This is a genomic window from Micromonospora sp. NPDC005257 (genome assembly GCF_042872445.1).
In the GTDB taxonomy this organism is placed as follows: domain Bacteria; phylum Actinomycetota; class Actinomycetes; order Mycobacteriales; family Micromonosporaceae; genus Micromonospora.
In genome coordinates this window covers 15,912-32,825 of record NZ_JBIAKL010000001.1, presented here as the reverse complement: position 1 = coordinate 32,825, position 16,914 = coordinate 15,912, and the positions used below count along the sequence as shown (strand labels likewise).

The following is a 16,914-nucleotide window of genomic DNA, read 5'->3' as shown; positions in this document are numbered from 1 at the left end:
GCCGCGGCACGAGATGAAGTTGCACCACTGAGCGCCCTCCCCCGAGATGACGAGAGCCTACAGTAGTCGACCCAATCCAGAGAGCAGCGGCAGGCGTGGGTGCCTTGCAGCCGGGATCAACGTGATCGCCCGTGACCGCGACCTGGCGCCGCTTCGACCGTCGGCGGGTTCGAAGGCTGCGACGTCGGTGACCGAGGACGTGGCGGGCGAGGAAAGGCGCGGGCCGCAGGTCCTATCCGCCCACCGTCGTTCTCGAAATCACGGCGCTCCAACAGCCCTCGGCCAAGATCCTGAATCGCGTCGTCGTAGATCACGGCGGGTCGCCACCGCTGCACGGCACGGAAGACGACTGATCCGGCGGGGCGGGTCAGCACACCCTCTGCTTTGACGAACAGCTCGCTGCGCCGTACCGCCGCGGTCAGGCCCTTGTGCAGCGTCGCCGCGAGGAACGGCAGCTCATGGCTGAGACGTGCGAGCTCGCGGGCAGGTGTAGGAGGGTCGGCCGTCAGGTGTGACCGCGTCCACCGCAGTGCTTCCGCCAACTCACCGGCAGCGTCGCGGGCTGGGCCGACCGGTGGGGTGGAGCGTAACTCGGTCGCGGCGATGGCCGCGCGCCGCCACCCACCCACCATCGCTGGCGTCACGTCGCTGGTGGCGACGTGCACCGCCAGGCCCAGCTGAGTGCCGAGCTGCAGGTGGACACCGGTGAGGTGCCGCGGGTGCTGCCACAGCCAGCTCCGCGCGGCCGCGACGGCCGCGACCGCGTCATCGACGGTACGGATGTCGGGTGCCGGATCCAGCGGCGAACGGGCGACGTCGAGTCCGTGCAGGGACGGCTGTCCCCGGCCGGCGGCGATCAGCTCTCGCGCGGTGCGGCTGAGGCCGCTGTTCGCCGTCCACCGGGCGGCCTCCGCCACCGGGCGGTAGATCTCGATCAGGTGAGCTGGTCCGTGGTCGAGCCATGCGGGCAACGCCATGTCGAGTACGACGAGGCTCGACGTGAGCCTGGCGACGTCGGCGAGACCCGACGGGACGCCGCCTCCTTGCCGGATGGCGAACCCCTCAGGTGTCGGGGGCCGCTGCCCCGGCGGAACATGGCTGGCGAGGATGTCCCCGATCACGCCGATGGCATCCGCGGCGCGGCGCAGCGTCCGCGCCGGTCCAGCCGTCGCCGCGCTGCGTGATGGCGGAAACTGCCGGTCGATGAGTGTGGCGGCCTGGAGCCCGGCGTAGAACTGGGTCAGTCGTTGACCGTGTCTGGCCATCAGCACCTCAGCACCGGCCCGGTCCAGTCTCTCCACGGCCGGCCGCCCACCAGCCAGCAGCTCGGTCGTCCGGGTCATCTGTGCGTAAACAGCACCGCGGGCGTTGACCACCGCGTTGATGTCCGCTGCGGTGTCCGGCGGTTGCTGGCCCATCGCGGTGGCCGCCGCGCGTAGGGCCCTCTCTGCCCTGCGGTGCCAGTGGCCGATCGTCATGCCAGTGCCGCGGCCGCGCGTCGTAGCTGCTGGGCAGCCGCGTCGTGTGCGAGCCGTCGGGCGAGGTCATCGCCGTCGCAGGTGGCGAGGCGTTCGTGGTAGCGGGCAAGGCGCTCCACCAACGTCGCGACGGCCCGGCGGGTCTCGGCGTCATCACGCGCCGGCGCTGCGGCGTCGACCACCACCTCGTCGTGGTCGGCGTAGAGCCGGGCACGGATGTCGAGCATCTCCAGGCCGAAGCGGTCCCAGGCGAGGTCGGTACCGGAGAGGCGCTTCCACGCCTCGATCGCCAGGTGGACGGCGCCGACCGCAGTGGTGTCGTCCAAGGCATCCGCGAGGCCGGCGCACACCTCCCTCGTCGCCTCGATGTAGTCCATGCCGTGAGCTTGATTCGAGGTCAGCACGGTCGTCCACTCCCATCGGTCGGTCTGATCAGTTCGCACTTGTCGGTCATCAGCTGCTGGTACTGGCCGTGAGCAGGTCGGGCAGGAGTTCGCGCAGCAGGGCGTACGTGGCAGGGGTCAGGTCCTCCGGTACCTCGGCCTCGCGTACCCGCATCAGCTCTCCGAGCAGGTTCCGCAGCTCTGCGGTGTGCCCCTCGGCATGGGCGACGCGGATGATGTCGTGCCACGGCCCGTCGTCACCGCGCTCCGGGTCGGCCAACCAGGCCTGCTGCACGGCCCACCGCGCACCGGTCGGGTCACCGGCGTCGAGGTACAGCTCGGCGAGCTCGTGGGCGGTGTCCACGATCGCGGAGGTGAGGTGTCCCGGGTAGATGTCGGACTCGGGCAGCCAGGTGAACGGGTTGCGGGTGCCAACGGCGTAGGCGCGCTCGGCGCCGTCGAGCGGTACGCCGCGGACGAGCTCCAACGCGGCTCGTAGGTCCTTGACGCCGGCCACTCCGCGGCTCTCGCCTCGACTGCGCAGTCGGCGGAACAGATGCCAGTCCAGCAGGTAGCCGTCGCGCAGTCGATAGAGCCGATCGGAGCCCATCTCGGGCAGCCAGGAAGTGCCGTCGGGCGCTTCGCCGAGCCAGCGGCGGGCTCGCGTGATGGCCACCCGGCGGCTGGCGTCCTTGACCTGCTGGTCGGGCCACAGCGCGTCGGTGAGCTGCTCGGCGGAGGCTCCACGGGCGCCACGCTGGGCGAGGTAGACGATAAGTTCGCCGTGGAAGCGCCGGCGCTGGTCCGGAACCGGGCCGGGCGCGTCGACGACGACGGACCCGAGCACGCCGATGCGCGGGCGAGTCGGGTCCTGCTCACGCCAGGACCGCAGATCGGTGTCGAGATCCGGGTCGGCTTGGCGGCGTCGTTGGCGGATCGCAGCGGTGACCTCGCGGCGCGGGGTGACGTCGGCCGTGGGAGGTCGGCCCAGGGCCGGTATGGCGACGATGGGATCCGCCGGCGCCGACGAGCGGGTATCGGCCGGTGCCGTCCTCGGGACCGATGGCTCGCCACCGGTCAGGAGATCGAGCACCGATCCGGCGGCGTCGGTGCCCTCCGCCCAATCCTCCGGTTCCGTGGCCGGCGGCGTCGGTTCGTCAGTCGCGGCCCGTGCCTGCGCCATGATCTCGACGAGCGGCTCCAGCTCGCGTACGGGTAGTCCGGCTGCGGCCCCCTCGACCTGGAGGTAGGGCAGCGCGAGGTGGAGCCGGCCGTCCTCATCCAGAACGATGGTGCTCGAGCCGGCGGCGCCGCGAGCGCCGGTGCTGACGACGGCGACGGCGCACCTGCCGGCGTCCCGCAGCTCCTTTGCGAAATCGTGGAGCACGTCGAGGTCGTCCTCGTCGGGCTCGGCGACGAGCAGCACCTGAGGTGCCCAGGCCTCGCCGACGTCGGTGAGGCGACCGGCGAGGGTGTCGGGCGCTCCGGACGCGTGCAGGCCGGCCGTCACCGCGGCGGCCCGCCGTCGCAGCCGTGCGACGGCCTCGTGAACCGATGACGTCGCGCGGACGCGGTCCGGGTTGAGGGCGACGAGCAGTTCGGTCTGCGGCGCCGGGAAGCCGGCGATGATGACTTCGACGTCGTCCGACCAGGTGTTGCAGGCGAGTTCGCAGGCCAAGTAGCGCAGCAGGGCAGCGGTCTGTTCACCGTCGCCGGCGATGGTCAGGTCGCCGAGCCGTTCGAGATCGAGCAGCAGGTGCCGGCCGGGCTGTGATCCCACCGCGACGAGGGTGGGCAGCGGTGCGAGCTGTTCGGCGACGGCTGGCACGGCCGCGTCCCCGGGCAGGGTCCACTGCGCGCCGTCCTCGGTCCACGGCCGGGGTGGCTGCGGGCATGACTCGACGAGCACGAGCGTGACTGCCTGGTCGACGATCCAGGCGGCGGCGATGTCCGGCACGGGTCGTTCGCGCTCGGCCAGCGCCGCAGCGAGGCTACGTAGAGCGAGGTCGAGCCGGTCGACGTCGGCTGGTTGCTCGGCGACGCGCAGGATTCGTTCCGTGGCACCGCGACGAGGGTGCGGCAGCCGGCGGCCGGGCCTGCGGTGCTGCCGTTGGCGGCGTCGATGGCGGAGCACCGCGGTCAGCAGCAGCGCGGAGAGCAGGCCTGCCCCGGCGAGTGATCCCAACACGATGGCGTCGCTGTCGTCGTCCTCGCTCGCCGCGTCGGGCTCGCGGGCCGGATTCGCAACCCCTGATTCGCCGCTTGGACGCGCGGTCGGCGAAGACGAGCTGGCTGAAGCGGTCGGCGTCGGAGCATCGCTCGGTCGAGCCGGCGCAGGTGAAACTGGCGGGACCGGTTCGCCTGCCTCACGGTCCGGCGGACGAGGTGCGATGGGCTCGTCGCCGGCCCCCGGAACACTCGGAGCCGGCTGCTCGCCGGCTTCGGGAGCGCGCGGAGTCGGCTGGGTGCGGCCACCGGCGACGATCCGGCCCCGGGCGTGGTCGCCGACGCCATTGTCGTGGGCGTCGGACGGCAGGGTGATGCGCCACCCGCGCTCGATGTGATCCGGGAACCGGTAGTCGCGCCGCTCAAGATCCGAGTTGATGGCCACGAGTTCCGGGTAGCGGTCGGCGTCACCGAGGAAACGCTCGGCGACACCGGCCAACCAGTCGCCGCGCGCCACCTCGTAGACCAGCCGATCGGGCGCCCGGGTGGTCCTGGCCACCGCCGAGGCGGCAACGGGAATCCGGAGCGTCCAGCCGGCGTACACCCTGGTGTTGCCGGGCTGCAGGCTGCGGCCGTCCGGCTGCGCGAGACCATGGTTGGCCTCGGCCAGACGTTGCCAGGGCACGTTGTACGCCTCGGCGATGTCGAGCAGGCTCTCGCCGCGCTCGACCGGATGTTCCACGTACCCGGTAGTGGTCGTGGCGTCGGCCGGCGCGGTGGGTTTGGCCACCGCGTGGTCGGAGCGGGGTGCGGCCACCGCCGGGGTGGTGAGCGCGGCCGGCGCGGCGGCGGAGGCCAGGGTCGGCGCGGCGATCGCGCCGAGAATGGCCGCGATCAAGGCGGCCGCCGCGCGCTGCTGGAATCGCGCCCCCGGGATCCGGGCGGCGTTGCGCGGCACCCGGCCGTGCCGGCGCCCCCGCAGTTGCGCGACGGCCTCCACGACCAGGGCGACGAGGAACGTGACCCAGGTCCACGCGGCCAGGAGAACAGCGATCCAGCCGATCAGCGTCAACGTCTGCAGGAACAGGTCCCCGTCGTCCCGAGTGGTGAACGCCTGCCAGAGCTGGCCGGTGGCAGCACGCGGATCGTCGGTGAGCGTCGAGAACCACGCGCCCAGGCGGGGCAGTGGATTGCCGGCGGCCCACACGAGCAGCGCGGGCAGGGCAGCGGTCACCGCGACCACGGCGAACGCGCCGATGCCGGCGAGCAGCTGCCGGCTGCGGCCGGTAGTGGTTGCGGTGCGTTCCACTGTTACTCCTTCGCGGGCTGCTATTGCGCGATCAAGGTGGCGGTCGCGCGACCGGTCACCGTCGTGCCCGCTCCTCCGGCGAACAGGTCGAGCAGGATCGGGTTGTAGGTGACCGTGACCGTCACGGTGAGCTGCTGCGCGCCGTCAACGGTGACCGAGCCGGTGACCCCGTCGAGATCATCGAGGTACGCCTGCACGGCGCCGGCGGCTACCGAGGGCTCGATCTCCTTGGTGCCACCGTCGATGGCCTGGCCGGCTTTGATCGCCTGCCCGCCGGCGCGGGCCGCCTCGGCGGCGATGTTGTCGGCGCGTTGGTAGGCCCGCACCTTGGCGCCGCCGTCGACCACGAGGCCGATCAGGGCGAGGAAGGCCGGCACGAGGACGGCGAACCAGACCGTGACCCGGCCGTCGTCGCCCCGCAGGCGTCGGCTGAGGGCGGTCACGACCTGCTCCGGTACGTGTCCAGCGGGCTGGTGAAGGACGCTTCGAGCGGCACGGTGCCGGGCATCCCGGGCAGCGCGACGTCGGAGAACGTGGCGGTGCAGCTGACCGTGGCGGTGACGGTGGCGGCCTGCCCGACCGGCACGTCGAACCCGCGGGTGGAGATGGTGACCTCCAGGCTGGTGCAGCTCAGTCCCTGGGCGTCGAGCGTGGAGCCGGCGGCGGCCGAGGCCTGCGCGTCCGCCTCGTCGGCGGTTCGGGCCAGCGACGCTGTCCGGGCGGCGTCGTACGCGGCGGCTTCGAGCGCCTGCCGGGCGATGTTGACCCGGCCGCCGATGACGGCGCCGGCGAACAGCGCCAGGATGGCCGGCGCCACCACTGCCATCTCGATGCTCACCGAGCCGCGCTGAGCCTGCTTTCGCCGGGTATTCATGGCGCGGTCGGCCGTTCGACGGGACCGTGCGCGGTCTTGCTGATCGTCCAGCTGAGCCCGGGTAGCACGGTGATCGCCTTGCCGGTGACGGTCACCCGCGCCTCTGCGCCGGTGCGGGTGACGACGACCTGTTGGTCGTTCAGGCCCGCGCCGGCGGTCGATAGGAAGGTGGTGGCGCGGGCCTCGCCGGCCGCAGCCGTCGACTGGTAGCCGCGCGCCGCGTTCACCCCCTGCGTGGCGGCGCCCAGCGCGATCGACTGGGCGAAGAAGACGAGCCCGGTCTGCACGACGGCGAAGGTCAGCAGCAGCATCGGTAGGGCGATGACGGCGAACTCCACCGGCGAGCTGCCCCGGTCGTCGCGCCACCAGCCGGCCCGTCCGCGCCCGGTGGGACGCGGGCGGGCGGTGGCCAGCGGCGTCGTCATGGCTGGGTCGGGATGAGCGCGACCCAGCCGTTGGCGACCGCGACGATCGCCCCGGCGACGACAACGGCGCCGGCGACCAGGATCGCGGTGATGACGGCCGTGCCGACGGGGCTGTCGCCTCGCTCGGCCTCGGCCGGATCGGTCATGCGCTGCCAGTTCGTGGCGAGGTGCGCGAGGACGTCGTGGATGGTGTGCATGGCGGTTCCCTCCGTGTGGGTGGTGCCGGGGTCAGCGGACGAACAGGCGGGCCATGAACGGGTAGCCGATGAGGACGAGGAGCACGAGGATCAGCGCGGCGGCGGGGATGTCGAGCTTGTTGGTGCGCAGCTCCGCCTGGGCGAGGGCGTCGGTGCGGATCCGGTCCCGCATCGAGTCAGCTCGGGCGCGCAGCGTCTGGTGGACGTTGGCGCCTTCGCTGCCGGCGGTGCGCATGATGTCGGCCAGGTCGCCCAGCTCGATGACCTCGATGTCACGACCGAGGGCCTTGAGCTCGTCCCACGGCGGCCGGAGCTGCAGCTGGGCGCTGAGCAGGGCCTCCCGGATGCGGGCGAAGACCCAGCCGTGACACACGCTGGCGGCGCGGTCGAGCGACTCGACCGGGCCGTGGCCGCCGAGGACCTGGTGGGCGGCGAGGTCGAGGTAGGTGCACATGGCGCGGCTGAACTCGGCCCGGGCGACGGCGGCCTTGGCGATGACCTCCCGGTGCGCCAGCGCCGCGCCGGCCAGGGCGGCGGCGACGGTCCCGCCGGCGGGGACGAAGACCGGAATCGGTACGCGCAACGCCGCGACCGCGACGGTGATGAGCGCCGGCAGGATGAGGCAGAACAGCGCCGACAGCCCGAGCGTGAGGAAGTACTGGTCGATGCTGCGGCCCAACAGCCGCAGGTCGGCGCGCGGCACGGTGAACCGGCGCCGCAGCCAGTTGACCCCGGCCGGTGAGGTGTTCGGTATGGTCAGCGGCTGGAGGCGTCGGAGTGCCGGGCCGAGCGCCGGCGGGGCGGGAATTAGTTGCATGACCAGCAGGAACACCCCGAGGCCGGCCATCGCGCCGGCGATGACCATGGCGGTGACGTAGCCGTTGGTCATGTCGTCGCTCCGAGCGTCTGGACCTCGACCGGCGGAAGCAGCCGCTCCCGCCGGGGCGGAAGGCTGAGCTTGCGTACCGAGGCCATGAGCAGGACGTAGAGGCCGGCGAGGAACAGCAGCACGAGTTGCCCGAGCACGCTGCCGTACGGCTGCAGGTAGTGCGGGTTGATCACCCCGTACGCCAGCACCAGGACGGTCATGCCGGTCAGGAACCGCACCGCGAAGCGAGGGCCCTCGCGCTTGGCATCGACGGTCGCGCGCATCTCGATCTCGGCGGCGATGGACCGGCTGATCGCGGTCAACACCTCGTGCAGGCCTTCGCCCCGGTCGGTGACGTGGAGCATCAGCGGGGCGATGACCTGGTCGGCGGTGTAGTCCTTGAGGTCGTCGGCCATCTGTTGCAGCGCGGCTATCGGGTCGCCGTTGCCCTGCAGGCGCGCGGCCAGGTCGCGTACCTCCTGCTCGATGAGCTGCGGCGCGGTGGCGGCGGTCGCGACGACGGCCTGTTGCAGGCCGATGCCGCGGGCCACGATGTCGGCCAGGCGCCGGGTCCAGGCTTCGACGGCCTCCAGCCGGGCGACTGCCTGCTTCTCCGCGCGGCCCGCGGCGAACAGCCACGGTACGCCGGGAACGGCGACGCCGATGATCACGCCGGCGGCCGGCCGGCCGGTCAGCAGCCAGGCCGCCGCGCCGACAACGACCGACGTCACCACCTTGATCTGGTGGGCGCGTTGCTCCCGGCGGGTACGTCCGGACCCGGTCCACCAGCGGCGGACCTGCTGGTGCAGTGCCGACGGCGGTCGGGGTGGCCGGGTGGTTCCCACGACACCGAGTACTCCGATGGCCGCGCCGGAGACGGCGAGCATGCCCGCCAGCACGGCGGCGAGGTCGAGCGGGCTCATGGCCGCCTCGGCAGGGTGTCGAGCCGGGTGGTCCAGGCGCCGTGGTTGTGCTCGCCCTGCTGGATGTAGCCGGTGAGGTGGCGGGGGTCGTAGCCGACTCGCAGCAGCGGTTCGCGCAGCCGTTCCGGCAGGTGTCGTGGCACGCCCCGCCCGTCCGGGCCCGGGCCGAAGATCTGCGTGGTGACGAGCTGGTCGCCGTTCATTCCGCCGACCTCGAGCACCTCGGAGACGTACCGGTGTTTGCGGCCGCCGAGCTTGGTCTCGTCCTCGACGCTGACGTACACGATCAGGTCGATGGCGCCGGCGGCCATCCGCCGCGCCAGCTCAGCGGTCATCTCCGGCCCGTGCTGCAGGGCCAGCTCGATGACGCGGTCCATCACCGCGCGCGGGTGCCGGGCGTGGATGGTGCAGAGGCTGCCCTTGCTGGTGGCCATGGCCTGCAGCATCGGCACGATCTCCCGGGAGCGGACCTCGCCGACGATGATCCGCTGCACGGACATCCGCAGCGTCAGCGGGATCATGTCCATGATCGTGACCTCGCCGGCGGGGCGGCCGTCGGCCCCTCGGGAGCCGTGGCCCTCCCGGGACTCGAGGCTCATCGCCCAGCGGTGCCGTCCGGTGGTGTGCAGACCGAGCTCGCGGGACTCCTCCAGGGTGACGAACTGTTCGCGGTCGGGGATCTCCCGGGCCAGGCCGCGCAGCAGGGTGGTCTTTCCGGCGTCGGCCAGGCCGGCCACCATGATGTTGAGGCCGGCGGCCATGGCCGCCTTGAGGAACCGGCAGAGCAGGTCGTCCAGGGCGCCGTACCGGTCGCGGAGTTCCTCCAGGCTGACGTCCATCAGCGTGTGGCGGCGGATGGCCGCGTAGGGACGGACCGACACCTGCATGAGTACGGTGAGCCGGCTGCCGTCGGGCAGCTGCATGTCCAGCCACGGCTTGGTCGAGGACAGCGAGCGCTCGGTGGCACCGGCGCGCATGGCGAGAACCTGGAACATGTCGACGAGTTCCTTGTCGGTCTCCGCGACCGGCTCGCCGACCGTGATCCGCCCGTCGGTGTGCTCGATCCGGACGTTGTCGCAGCCGAGGATGTGGATGTTCACGATGTCCGGCCGGTCCAGCAACTGCTGGAGCCGGCCAAGGCCGAACATGTCGGCGGCGACCGCGTCGAGCAGCGCGTGTTCCTCCGCCTGCGAGATCGGCTGGCCGGCCTGGTGCAGCGTGTCCACGTGCTCCCGGACGAGGCGGGCGGCGATGCGCTCGGCCTCGGCCTGGCGGTGGTCGGTGGAGACGTTTGGTGTCTCCCGCAGTGCCACGGTCAGCTCCGCGCTGACCCGGGCTCGCAGCAGTCGCACCGCCGCGTAGTCGATGCTCGGCGGCTGGCCGGTGGCCAGCGGCTCCGACGGGGCTTCCGCAGCCGTCTCGTTGGTCGGCCAGCGGTGGCCGTTCGCAGTGACGCGGTCGACCGCTGCCGGCCAGGTCGGGCCGCCGCGGCGGCGCTCGTCAGGCACGGCCACTCCCCCTCGATGCCGTCGGTGCCAGGTGTGCGCGCCGCCGCGCGATCGCCTCGCGTACGGCCGGCTCGGCGCTCGCCGCGGCGCGAAGCAGCTGCTGATTGCCGCGCAGCCGGCCGCCGCCGTCGCTCAGCACCTCGGCGGTACGCCGGTCGTCGGGTAGCTCGACCACGGTGGGCAGATGGAGCCGCTGCTCGACCTCCCGGCGGGTGTAGGGCCCGTCACCGACGAGCGCCAGCGCGAGCGCGCCGGTCCCCTGGCCGTGCTGGGTCAGCTCCCGCCGCAGCGCCTCGGCCGCGCCGACCGCCGGCGCGATGGTGCGCAGGGTGGCGACGCGTACGACGAGCAACACGAGGTCGGCGCGGAGCAACAGCGGCCACGGTGGCGCGCTGGTGGCTAGCCGCCCGCAGTCGGCGATGACGTCGTAGCCTGGCTCGCCGCGCTCCAGATCGGCGAAGTGCGCACTCAGCATGTCCCAGGTGGGCCGCAGCGTGCCGGCCTGGACCGCGTCGTTGATGCCGGGCAGGAGAAGTCGCCGGCCCGGATCCCGTGCGTCGAGGTCGACGAGCTGGTCGGCGAACGTCTCCTTGAGCTGGTCGCGGAGGGCCGCCGCAGCCAGCGGCAGCAGCCCGATGGGTGGGATCTCGAGACGGGACAGGTAGCCGCTGAGGATGCTGCCGCCGGCCGGGTCGCACTCGGCCAGCACGGTGCGTCCGCTCCAGGAGAGCGTGCAGGCGAGCGCGGTGGTGGTGATGCCGGGCGAGCCTTTAGCGGAGACCATCGCGATGATCGCCATGTCAGTTCCCGGTGGTCAGGGCGACGACGATCCGGCCGGCCGCGGCGCGGGAGGCGACGAGCGGTCCGTCGCGTTCCGCCACGGCGACGTTGAGCAGCGTCGTACCTTCCTTGGCCCCGGCACGCACGTCCACGACGGTGGCGTTGATGCTGATCGGCGCCGTGGTGCTCGGCTGCTGACTCGGGGCCGGGCCGCTGTCGGCGGTCACGACGAGCAGCACCGCGGCGCCGGGCCGGACGCGACCGGCTGGCCACCGCTCCGGCGGCAGGCTGAGACCCACCAGTTGCTGGCCCTCGCCCGGGACCGCTCGGTCGGTGAGCTGGGCCCGCGTCAGCAACGTGCCGGGTACCAGCGCGACCGCCGCGAACTTGCCGACGACCTGGTCGGCGGCGCTGGCTTCGACCGGCTTGAGGGCCGGGTCGACGGTGATCCGCACCGTCCTCAGATCCGACCGCTCGATGATCGAGCCGACCTCCACCGTGGCGCCCACCGCCAGGTACTCGGCCGTGGTGCCGACCTTGCGCAGCACCGCGACCGCGATCAGCCCGCCGGCGGCGACCAGCGCCACCGCCAGCCAGACCAACGCCGGCCGCCAGCGACGCTGTGGCGCGACTCGGGGAACGGCGTACGGGGCAGCGACCGGCGAGGCGGTGCGTCCGGCCTTGGGCGGCGCACTGGTCATGACGTGATCACCTGCAGTTCGTCGATGTCGATCGTGGTGGTGGAGGACAGGTCGATGGACTGGGAGCCGGTGTTGCCGCCACCGCTGCTCCAGGTGACGAGCCATGTCGTGGTGGCCGTGACGGTGTAGCGGCCGTCGGCCCGGGTGCTGCTGGGCTGGCGGTAGCCGTCGTATCCGCAGTCCGGCGACCGCTTGTTGCCGAAGGCAGGCTGGAATGGCGTGCCGGGCTTCGTGCAGGTGACGGACTGTCCGTCGCCCATGTCCCACACGACCTTCTGCGCGCGGGCGGTGGCGGCGACCGACCGTCCCGGCACCGCCGCCGTCCTGGTGACGGGTCCCCACGTGCTCGGGCTGACCCGGTTCCAGAGCCAGATCGGCAGGCCCACGAGGCCGGCGCCGTCGGTGCGCGGGGCGATCCCGATGTCGGGACCGTCGAGGTTCATCTGGGCGATGGCTCGCTGCGCAAGCTCCTGGTAGCTCGGCAGGATCCCGGCCGGTGGCTCCGGCGACCAGGCCATCGTCTGCGAGGCGATGCCACCGTAGACGCCACAGGTGCGGATGCTCCAGTAGCCATCGGTCCGACCGCCGGGTGGCGGCGGCACCCGCCTGACGTAGCAGGACCCGTCCCACACCCCGAAGCTGTCGACTACGCACGGCACGGTCCGTCCCTCGTAGCGGCAGCCCTGCCCGGCGCCGCCGCCGCTCTCACCACCGCCGTCGTTGCCGTCGCCTCCGGTGCCCGGCTTCTCCACCACCCAGTAGCAGTTGCCCAGCGCGTCGCAGTGCTCGTAGTCGGCGTGTGCGACGTCGGGCGCCAGCAGCGCGCCGGCGCCGACCGCCAAGAGCAGGGCCACGGCCCTTCGGATCAACATGGCCGTTCCCGTTGGGCGTTGACCTCACGGATGCGCCACTGGCCGTCGTCGAACAGCTCCGCCTTGGCGGTCACCACGTACCTCGTGACCTGGCCCTCGGTGCGTACCGATTTGCCGGTCTTCTTGGAGACCACGTCCCACGTGCCGGTGTCGAAGCAGTCCTCGATCTCGGCGGTGAAGGGGCGGCGGCTCGTGTCGACACTGCGTACCGCGGGCGTCGAGGACGGTTCGCCTTTCGTGATCAGCCCCTGCTGGAACTTGATCAGCAGGTCCTGGCGCACGGTCGGCAACGCCGGGTCGGCCACGAACCTGTCGAGCTTGGCGTTGTAGTCGCCCTTGTTCGAGGCGGTGACGTAGGCGTGCACGTAGTTCCGGTAGGCCGTCAGTGCTGCCGTACTGGCCGCGGCGTTCTCCGCGTCGGCCGTCGCAGAGGGCGCCGCAGACGAGGCGGTTGCCGTGGGGCTCGGCGTCCCGTCCGGCTTGCCGTTGCCGCAACCGGCCAACCCGGAGACGACGACGATGACGGTGAGCCAGGTGGTAACGCGGACGTCAGCCCGCAGGCTTCTGCTTACCGTTGCGGTCAACGTGATGCCTCCCCGTGGTGACGGACGCGGCTTGCGCCTCCTGCCCTGGCAACGCTGCCGGCAGTGCGCGGAGGAGCGGCTTCTCGTCGTCAGCGCGGCGACTGACTCTGGGATGCTCGGGCTGGCGGCGTTCTACCGACCCGAGCAGCCCAGCGTCCCCCTCCGAACCTCGGTGCCGGGAATGGCACCGCTCCCCCCGACAGGCTGGCCTCTCACGGCTTTGACCAGCCAACACAACAGGCGTTGAGCAGATTCACTTGCCACTTAACGCCTGTTGCTCCAAACAGGAGCGAGCATACGCTCACGTTCCGTGCATGTGTCAACATCTGTTTTGTAGACGCTTCCATCTGCGACACTGTCGTTTAGTCGCTGGAGGGTGATGAGTCATGGTCGACGATCGGCACGTGGGGCAGGAGCTGCCATCCCTCGACACACTGGCCGCCCGGCTCGAGTACCTGTTCGACCAGATCCGACCGTCGCCCGAAGAGCTCAGTGAGTCCGACGAGCCCGGTCGCAGGTACACCAACAAGGAGATCGCGGACAAGATCAACGCGAGTGTTGCCGAGACCGGCGTCTCGATCAGCGCGGCCTACATCGGAGAGTTGCGGCGCGGCGTGGCCAGCGATCCTCGCACCTCCCACGTACGCGCCCTGGCCGCCGCCTTCGGGGTGAGCTCCGGCTACTTCGTCGATGACGCGGCTGCGCGACGGATACAGGAACAGATCACGCTGCTGAGCGAGCTGCGGCGGATGGACGTCAAGCAGGTGGCGCTGCGCCAGGTGCTTGCCGACAACGGGTTGTCCGCGCGGGACACGCAGCTCATCGAGCAGATGGTCGCCCGACTGCGAGCCGTCGCCGAAGCCGGTAACCCAGGCGAAACGAGCACCGCGCCAGGCGATCGCAGATAGCCGTGTTCATCCTTCGGTGGCAGTACGCCGATGAGCGGGGGAACCCAGACGTGAAGTTGCACCGACTACGCAAGCGCTGCGAGCAGATAGCCGCGGAGGTGGAGATACCGAAGCCGTTCGACATCCAGCGCCTCTGCGACCTGCTCGGCGAACGGCGTGGCCGGCCCATCCACCTGGTGCCGATCCGGCTCCCCGCGCTCACGGTCTGCGGCATGTGCGTACCGACCGGGGAGTTCGACGCCATCTTCTTCGAGCAGGACACCTCTCCCCTGCATCAGCTGCTGATCATCGGTCACGAACTGGGGCATCTGCTCGCAGGCCACCAGACGACCGAGGTCCTGGACCCGGAAGCCTCCCGACTGCTCCTGCCCGACCTGGACCCGCAGCTGGTCCAGCGCAGCCTCGGCCGGAGCAACTACGCCGCCGCCGAGGAACGCGAGGCCGAGATGATCGGCTCGCTGCTGCTGCGACGGGCACGCGCCGGCCGCGTCGTCGAGCAGGAATCGCCGCTGGACAGCCGGCACACCGAGCTGTACGGCCGGTTGCGGCACTCGCTGGAACACCCCGACTGGTAGACGAGATGGACACCATCCTGTACAGCGTGTGTGCGGTCGCCGGCTGGCTCGCCTTCGGCTACATGCTCCGCCTCCAGCGACGGCAGCCGAGCCAGGTCCGAGGCGCCATCTGCGTGGCGCTCGGTGCCTTCGCCGCCGGGATCACCCTCGCCATCCCACCCATCGCAGCGGGCATCGACTCGGCGTCCGGATTGCCGAACCTGGCCAAGGTGCTGTCCCACGGCTGCGCCATGACGATCGCCGCGAGCGCCGAGAACATGCTGCTCCACCTCTCCCTGCCGCCGGCAAAGGCGACAGCCCGCAGCCGGATCTGGGTGTGGGTCACCGGCGGCGCCTTCCTCACCATGGCCGCCCTGTTCGCCTACACGCTCACCTACGACGAACCGGTGCTCCTGACGGTCGAGTACGCGCGCGATCCCGCAGTCACCGCGTACCTGCTGATCTTCATGCTGGTCGGCTTCTTCGCCTACTGCACCGACATCACCCGGCTGTGCTGGCGATTCGCGCGCATCTGCGGGCGCCCGTGGCTGCGCCGAGGTCTCCGCCTCACCGCCGTCGGCGCCGCCTTCGCGCTGCTCTACAGCACTAACAAGATCGTCTACCTCATCGCCTACTGGTCCGGCTACCAGCCGGCCGGTGAACGGGAGATCGCCGCCGTCCTGGTCACCATCGGCGCGCTGCTCATGATGATCGGTCTCACCATGCCGGCGTGGGGGCCGATCTTCACCATCACCCGACGCTGGGACGACTATCGGTCGTACCGGCAGCTCGAACCGCTCTGGCGTGACCTCGTCGCCGCACTGCCGGAGCTCGAACTCGACCCCAGCCTGCGCCGGCCGCTCGGCGCCGCCCGCGACATCGACTACGCCCTGACCCGCCGAGTGGCCGAGATCCGCGACGGCCGCCTGGCGCTGCGCCCGTACATAGACGTCAAGGTGACGGAGCTGGCCGGGCAGTTCGCCGAGCAGGCCGGCCTGAGTGCTGACGAGCAGCGAGCCAACGTCGAGGCGGCGCACCTTGCCTGCGCCCTGCGTCGTCACCGGGTTGGGCTCATGGCCGCGGTCCCGCAGCCGGCGGACGAGCTGCACCGCCCAGAAGGCGGCTACGCCGGCGAGATCGGATGGCTGGCCCAGGTCACCGCCGCCTACATCCGATCACCCGTGGTAGCCCGGACGCTCGTCGCGGCCCGACTCGCTGCCGCTCAGGATGCCTCGAACTCCCGGGTTGGAGATGCCCTACGATGAGAAAGCGCTACGCCAACCTGGCCCGGATCCGCACGCTCGACCCCGAGCGCGACTGGCTGGAGATCTACCAGACCATGCTGCGGTTGGAGTTCCCCTGGGACATGAAGCTGGGGCTGAACCTGGCGTTCAACCGGTCCTTCTCCATCCCTGCCATCGCGGCGGTCCACGTCGGCACCGGTGAGTTGACCGAGCGCACCCAGAAGCGCATCGACGACACCGGCCTACTGATGTACGAGATGGTGCTGAACGGCTTCGAGCAGCCGCGTGGTCGGGAGGCGCTGCGTCGGGTCAACCAGATCCACCGCCCGTACGACATCCCCAACGAGGACTACCTCTACGTGCTGGGCTGCCTGGTGGTCATCCCAACGCGGTGGCTTCAGCGGTACGGCTGGCGTCAGCCGTGCTGCCACGAGCGGCGAGCGACCTTCCTGTTCTACCGGGAGCTGGGCCGACGGATGGGGATCACCGACTTCCCTGGCTCCTATGAGGAGTTCGAGGTCTGGTTCGATGGGTACGACGCCGCGCACCTGACACCGAACGAGGATGCTGCGGCGATCGAGCGCGCAACCCGATCGCTGCTGCTCGGCCGGATCCCCCGGCCACTCGCGCCGCTAGGTGACGGGCTGGTCAGCGCCATGTACGACGATCGCCTGCGGCGCGCGACACAGGTCGATGCGCCCGCCTGGTCGATTCGGGCTGGACTACACCTAGTCCTGAAGCTGCGTGCTCGGTTACAACGGAGTTTCGGTACTCCGTCGAAGATGCCGCTGTTCGCCGACGGCATCAGGACCAAGACCTACCCTAACGAGTACGAGATCAGCATGCTCGGGCCCGAGCAGAGCCGGCCGGGCAGCGGCCGTGACGCTTGAGCAGTCCACTAATACTGCTACGCCAGTAAGCGAATCGCGTTCGGCTGAGGTTAATTGGTCTTACTGTGGTTTATGTTGACCGGTGGCATGCGGAGCTAGCTAGGCCGGGTTGCACGCGCGGATCGGACCTCGATTTCGCCGGTCGGAGCGGCCGCAGTGGTTACGGCAGTGCCTATGCGGGCTGGTCTCGGGTGTGGATCGCAAGAACGGCTGGACCCTGGCGGAGCAGGCCGGGGACGTATCGCCGGAC

At 71.1% G+C, this 16,914-nt stretch carries 18 protein-coding genes; 4 read left to right on the top strand and 14 right to left on the bottom strand.

Going from position 1 to position 16,914, the window contains the following annotated elements; all coding sequences use genetic code 11:
- Positions 1-116: 116 nt before the first annotated feature.
- The 14 genes from ACFYO8_RS00155 to ACFYO8_RS00090 form a co-directional block, all read right to left on the bottom strand.
- The gene (locus ACFYO8_RS00155; protein ID WP_387256558.1) at positions 117-1,478 is read right to left on the bottom strand and encodes a hypothetical protein; all 1,362 of its coding nucleotides are present in this window, start codon (positions 1,476-1,478) and stop codon (positions 117-119) included.
- A complete protein-coding gene (locus ACFYO8_RS00150; RefSeq protein ID WP_387256557.1) occupies positions 1,475-1,855 on the bottom strand; it encodes a hypothetical protein in 381 nt (126 codons plus the stop codon). The genes ACFYO8_RS00155 and ACFYO8_RS00150 overlap by 4 nt, the downstream gene beginning before the upstream one ends.
- Positions 1,856-1,931: 76 nt before the next feature.
- Positions 1,932-5,336, bottom strand: a complete 3,405-nt coding sequence (locus ACFYO8_RS00145) for a LysM peptidoglycan-binding domain-containing protein (protein WP_387256556.1) — start codon at positions 5,334-5,336, stop codon at positions 1,932-1,934.
- A 20-nt stretch (positions 5,337-5,356) separates the two neighbouring features.
- Positions 5,357-5,779 carry a TadE/TadG family type IV pilus assembly protein gene (locus tag ACFYO8_RS00140; RefSeq protein ID WP_387256555.1) on the bottom strand — a complete coding sequence of 141 codons (423 nt, stop codon included), beginning with the start codon at positions 5,777-5,779 and terminating at the stop codon, positions 5,357-5,359.
- Positions 5,776-6,174, bottom strand: a complete 399-nt coding sequence (locus ACFYO8_RS00135; RefSeq protein ID WP_387256554.1) for a TadE/TadG family type IV pilus assembly protein — start codon at positions 6,172-6,174, stop codon at positions 5,776-5,778. Before ACFYO8_RS00135 ends, ACFYO8_RS00140 begins: the two co-directional genes overlap by 4 nt.
- A 32-nt stretch (positions 6,175-6,206) precedes the next feature.
- Positions 6,207-6,635 (bottom strand): TadE/TadG family type IV pilus assembly protein, encoded by a 429-nt coding sequence (locus ACFYO8_RS00130; RefSeq protein ID WP_387256553.1) that lies wholly within the window; start codon positions 6,633-6,635, stop codon positions 6,207-6,209.
- Positions 6,632-6,832 (bottom strand): hypothetical protein, encoded by a 201-nt coding sequence (locus tag ACFYO8_RS00125; protein WP_327652027.1) that lies wholly within the window; start codon positions 6,830-6,832, stop codon positions 6,632-6,634. Before ACFYO8_RS00125 ends, ACFYO8_RS00130 begins: the two co-directional genes overlap by 4 nt.
- 31 nt (positions 6,833-6,863) lie before the next feature.
- Positions 6,864-7,721 carry a type II secretion system F family protein gene (locus tag ACFYO8_RS00120; RefSeq protein ID WP_387256552.1) on the bottom strand — a complete coding sequence of 286 codons (858 nt, stop codon included), beginning with the start codon at positions 7,719-7,721 and terminating at the stop codon, positions 6,864-6,866.
- Positions 7,718-8,623 (bottom strand): type II secretion system F family protein, encoded by a 906-nt coding sequence (locus ACFYO8_RS00115; protein ID WP_387256551.1) that lies wholly within the window; start codon positions 8,621-8,623, stop codon positions 7,718-7,720. The genes ACFYO8_RS00120 and ACFYO8_RS00115 overlap by 4 nt, the downstream gene beginning before the upstream one ends.
- Positions 8,620-10,131 (bottom strand): CpaF family protein, encoded by a 1,512-nt coding sequence (locus ACFYO8_RS00110; protein WP_387256550.1) that lies wholly within the window; start codon positions 10,129-10,131, stop codon positions 8,620-8,622. Before ACFYO8_RS00110 ends, ACFYO8_RS00115 begins: the two co-directional genes overlap by 4 nt.
- A complete protein-coding gene (locus ACFYO8_RS00105; RefSeq protein ID WP_387256549.1) occupies positions 10,124-10,930 on the bottom strand; it encodes a ParA family protein in 807 nt (268 codons plus the stop codon). The genes ACFYO8_RS00110 and ACFYO8_RS00105 overlap by 8 nt, the downstream gene beginning before the upstream one ends.
- A gap of 1 nt (position 10,931) precedes the next feature.
- Positions 10,932-11,612 (bottom strand): SAF domain-containing protein, encoded by a 681-nt coding sequence (locus ACFYO8_RS00100; protein WP_387256548.1) that lies wholly within the window; start codon positions 11,610-11,612, stop codon positions 10,932-10,934.
- Positions 11,609-12,484 carry a hypothetical protein gene (locus tag ACFYO8_RS00095; protein ID WP_387256547.1) on the bottom strand — a complete coding sequence of 292 codons (876 nt, stop codon included), beginning with the start codon at positions 12,482-12,484 and terminating at the stop codon, positions 11,609-11,611. The genes ACFYO8_RS00100 and ACFYO8_RS00095 overlap by 4 nt, the downstream gene beginning before the upstream one ends.
- On the bottom strand, positions 12,478-13,068 hold the full coding sequence (locus tag ACFYO8_RS00090; RefSeq protein ID WP_387256546.1) for a hypothetical protein: 591 nt from the start codon (positions 13,066-13,068) through the stop codon (positions 12,478-12,480). The genes ACFYO8_RS00095 and ACFYO8_RS00090 overlap by 7 nt, the downstream gene beginning before the upstream one ends.
- Before the next feature lie 386 nt (positions 13,069-13,454).
- Here ACFYO8_RS00090 and ACFYO8_RS00085 point away from each other — a divergent pair, with 386 nt between their 5' ends.
- Genes ACFYO8_RS00085 through ACFYO8_RS00070 form a run of 4 tightly spaced genes read left to right on the top strand, consistent with a single transcriptional unit; the run spans position 13,455 to position 16,664 of the window.
- Complete coding sequence (locus ACFYO8_RS00085) at positions 13,455-13,976, top strand: hypothetical protein (protein WP_387256545.1); 522 nt, start codon at positions 13,455-13,457, stop codon at positions 13,974-13,976.
- A 50-nt stretch (positions 13,977-14,026) separates the two neighbouring features.
- Positions 14,027-14,551, top strand: coding sequence for a hypothetical protein (locus tag ACFYO8_RS00080; protein ID WP_387256544.1), 525 nt, complete (start codon positions 14,027-14,029; stop codon positions 14,549-14,551).
- Positions 14,552-14,556: 5 nt separating this feature from the next.
- Positions 14,557-15,795 (top strand): MAB_1171c family putative transporter, encoded by a 1,239-nt coding sequence (locus ACFYO8_RS00075; RefSeq protein ID WP_387256543.1) that lies wholly within the window; start codon positions 14,557-14,559, stop codon positions 15,793-15,795.
- Entirely contained in the window at positions 15,792-16,664 is an 873-nt protein-coding gene (locus ACFYO8_RS00070) for an oxygenase MpaB family protein (RefSeq protein ID WP_387256542.1), read from the top strand. Before ACFYO8_RS00075 ends, ACFYO8_RS00070 begins: the two co-directional genes overlap by 4 nt.
- Positions 16,665-16,914 lie beyond the last annotated feature (250 nt).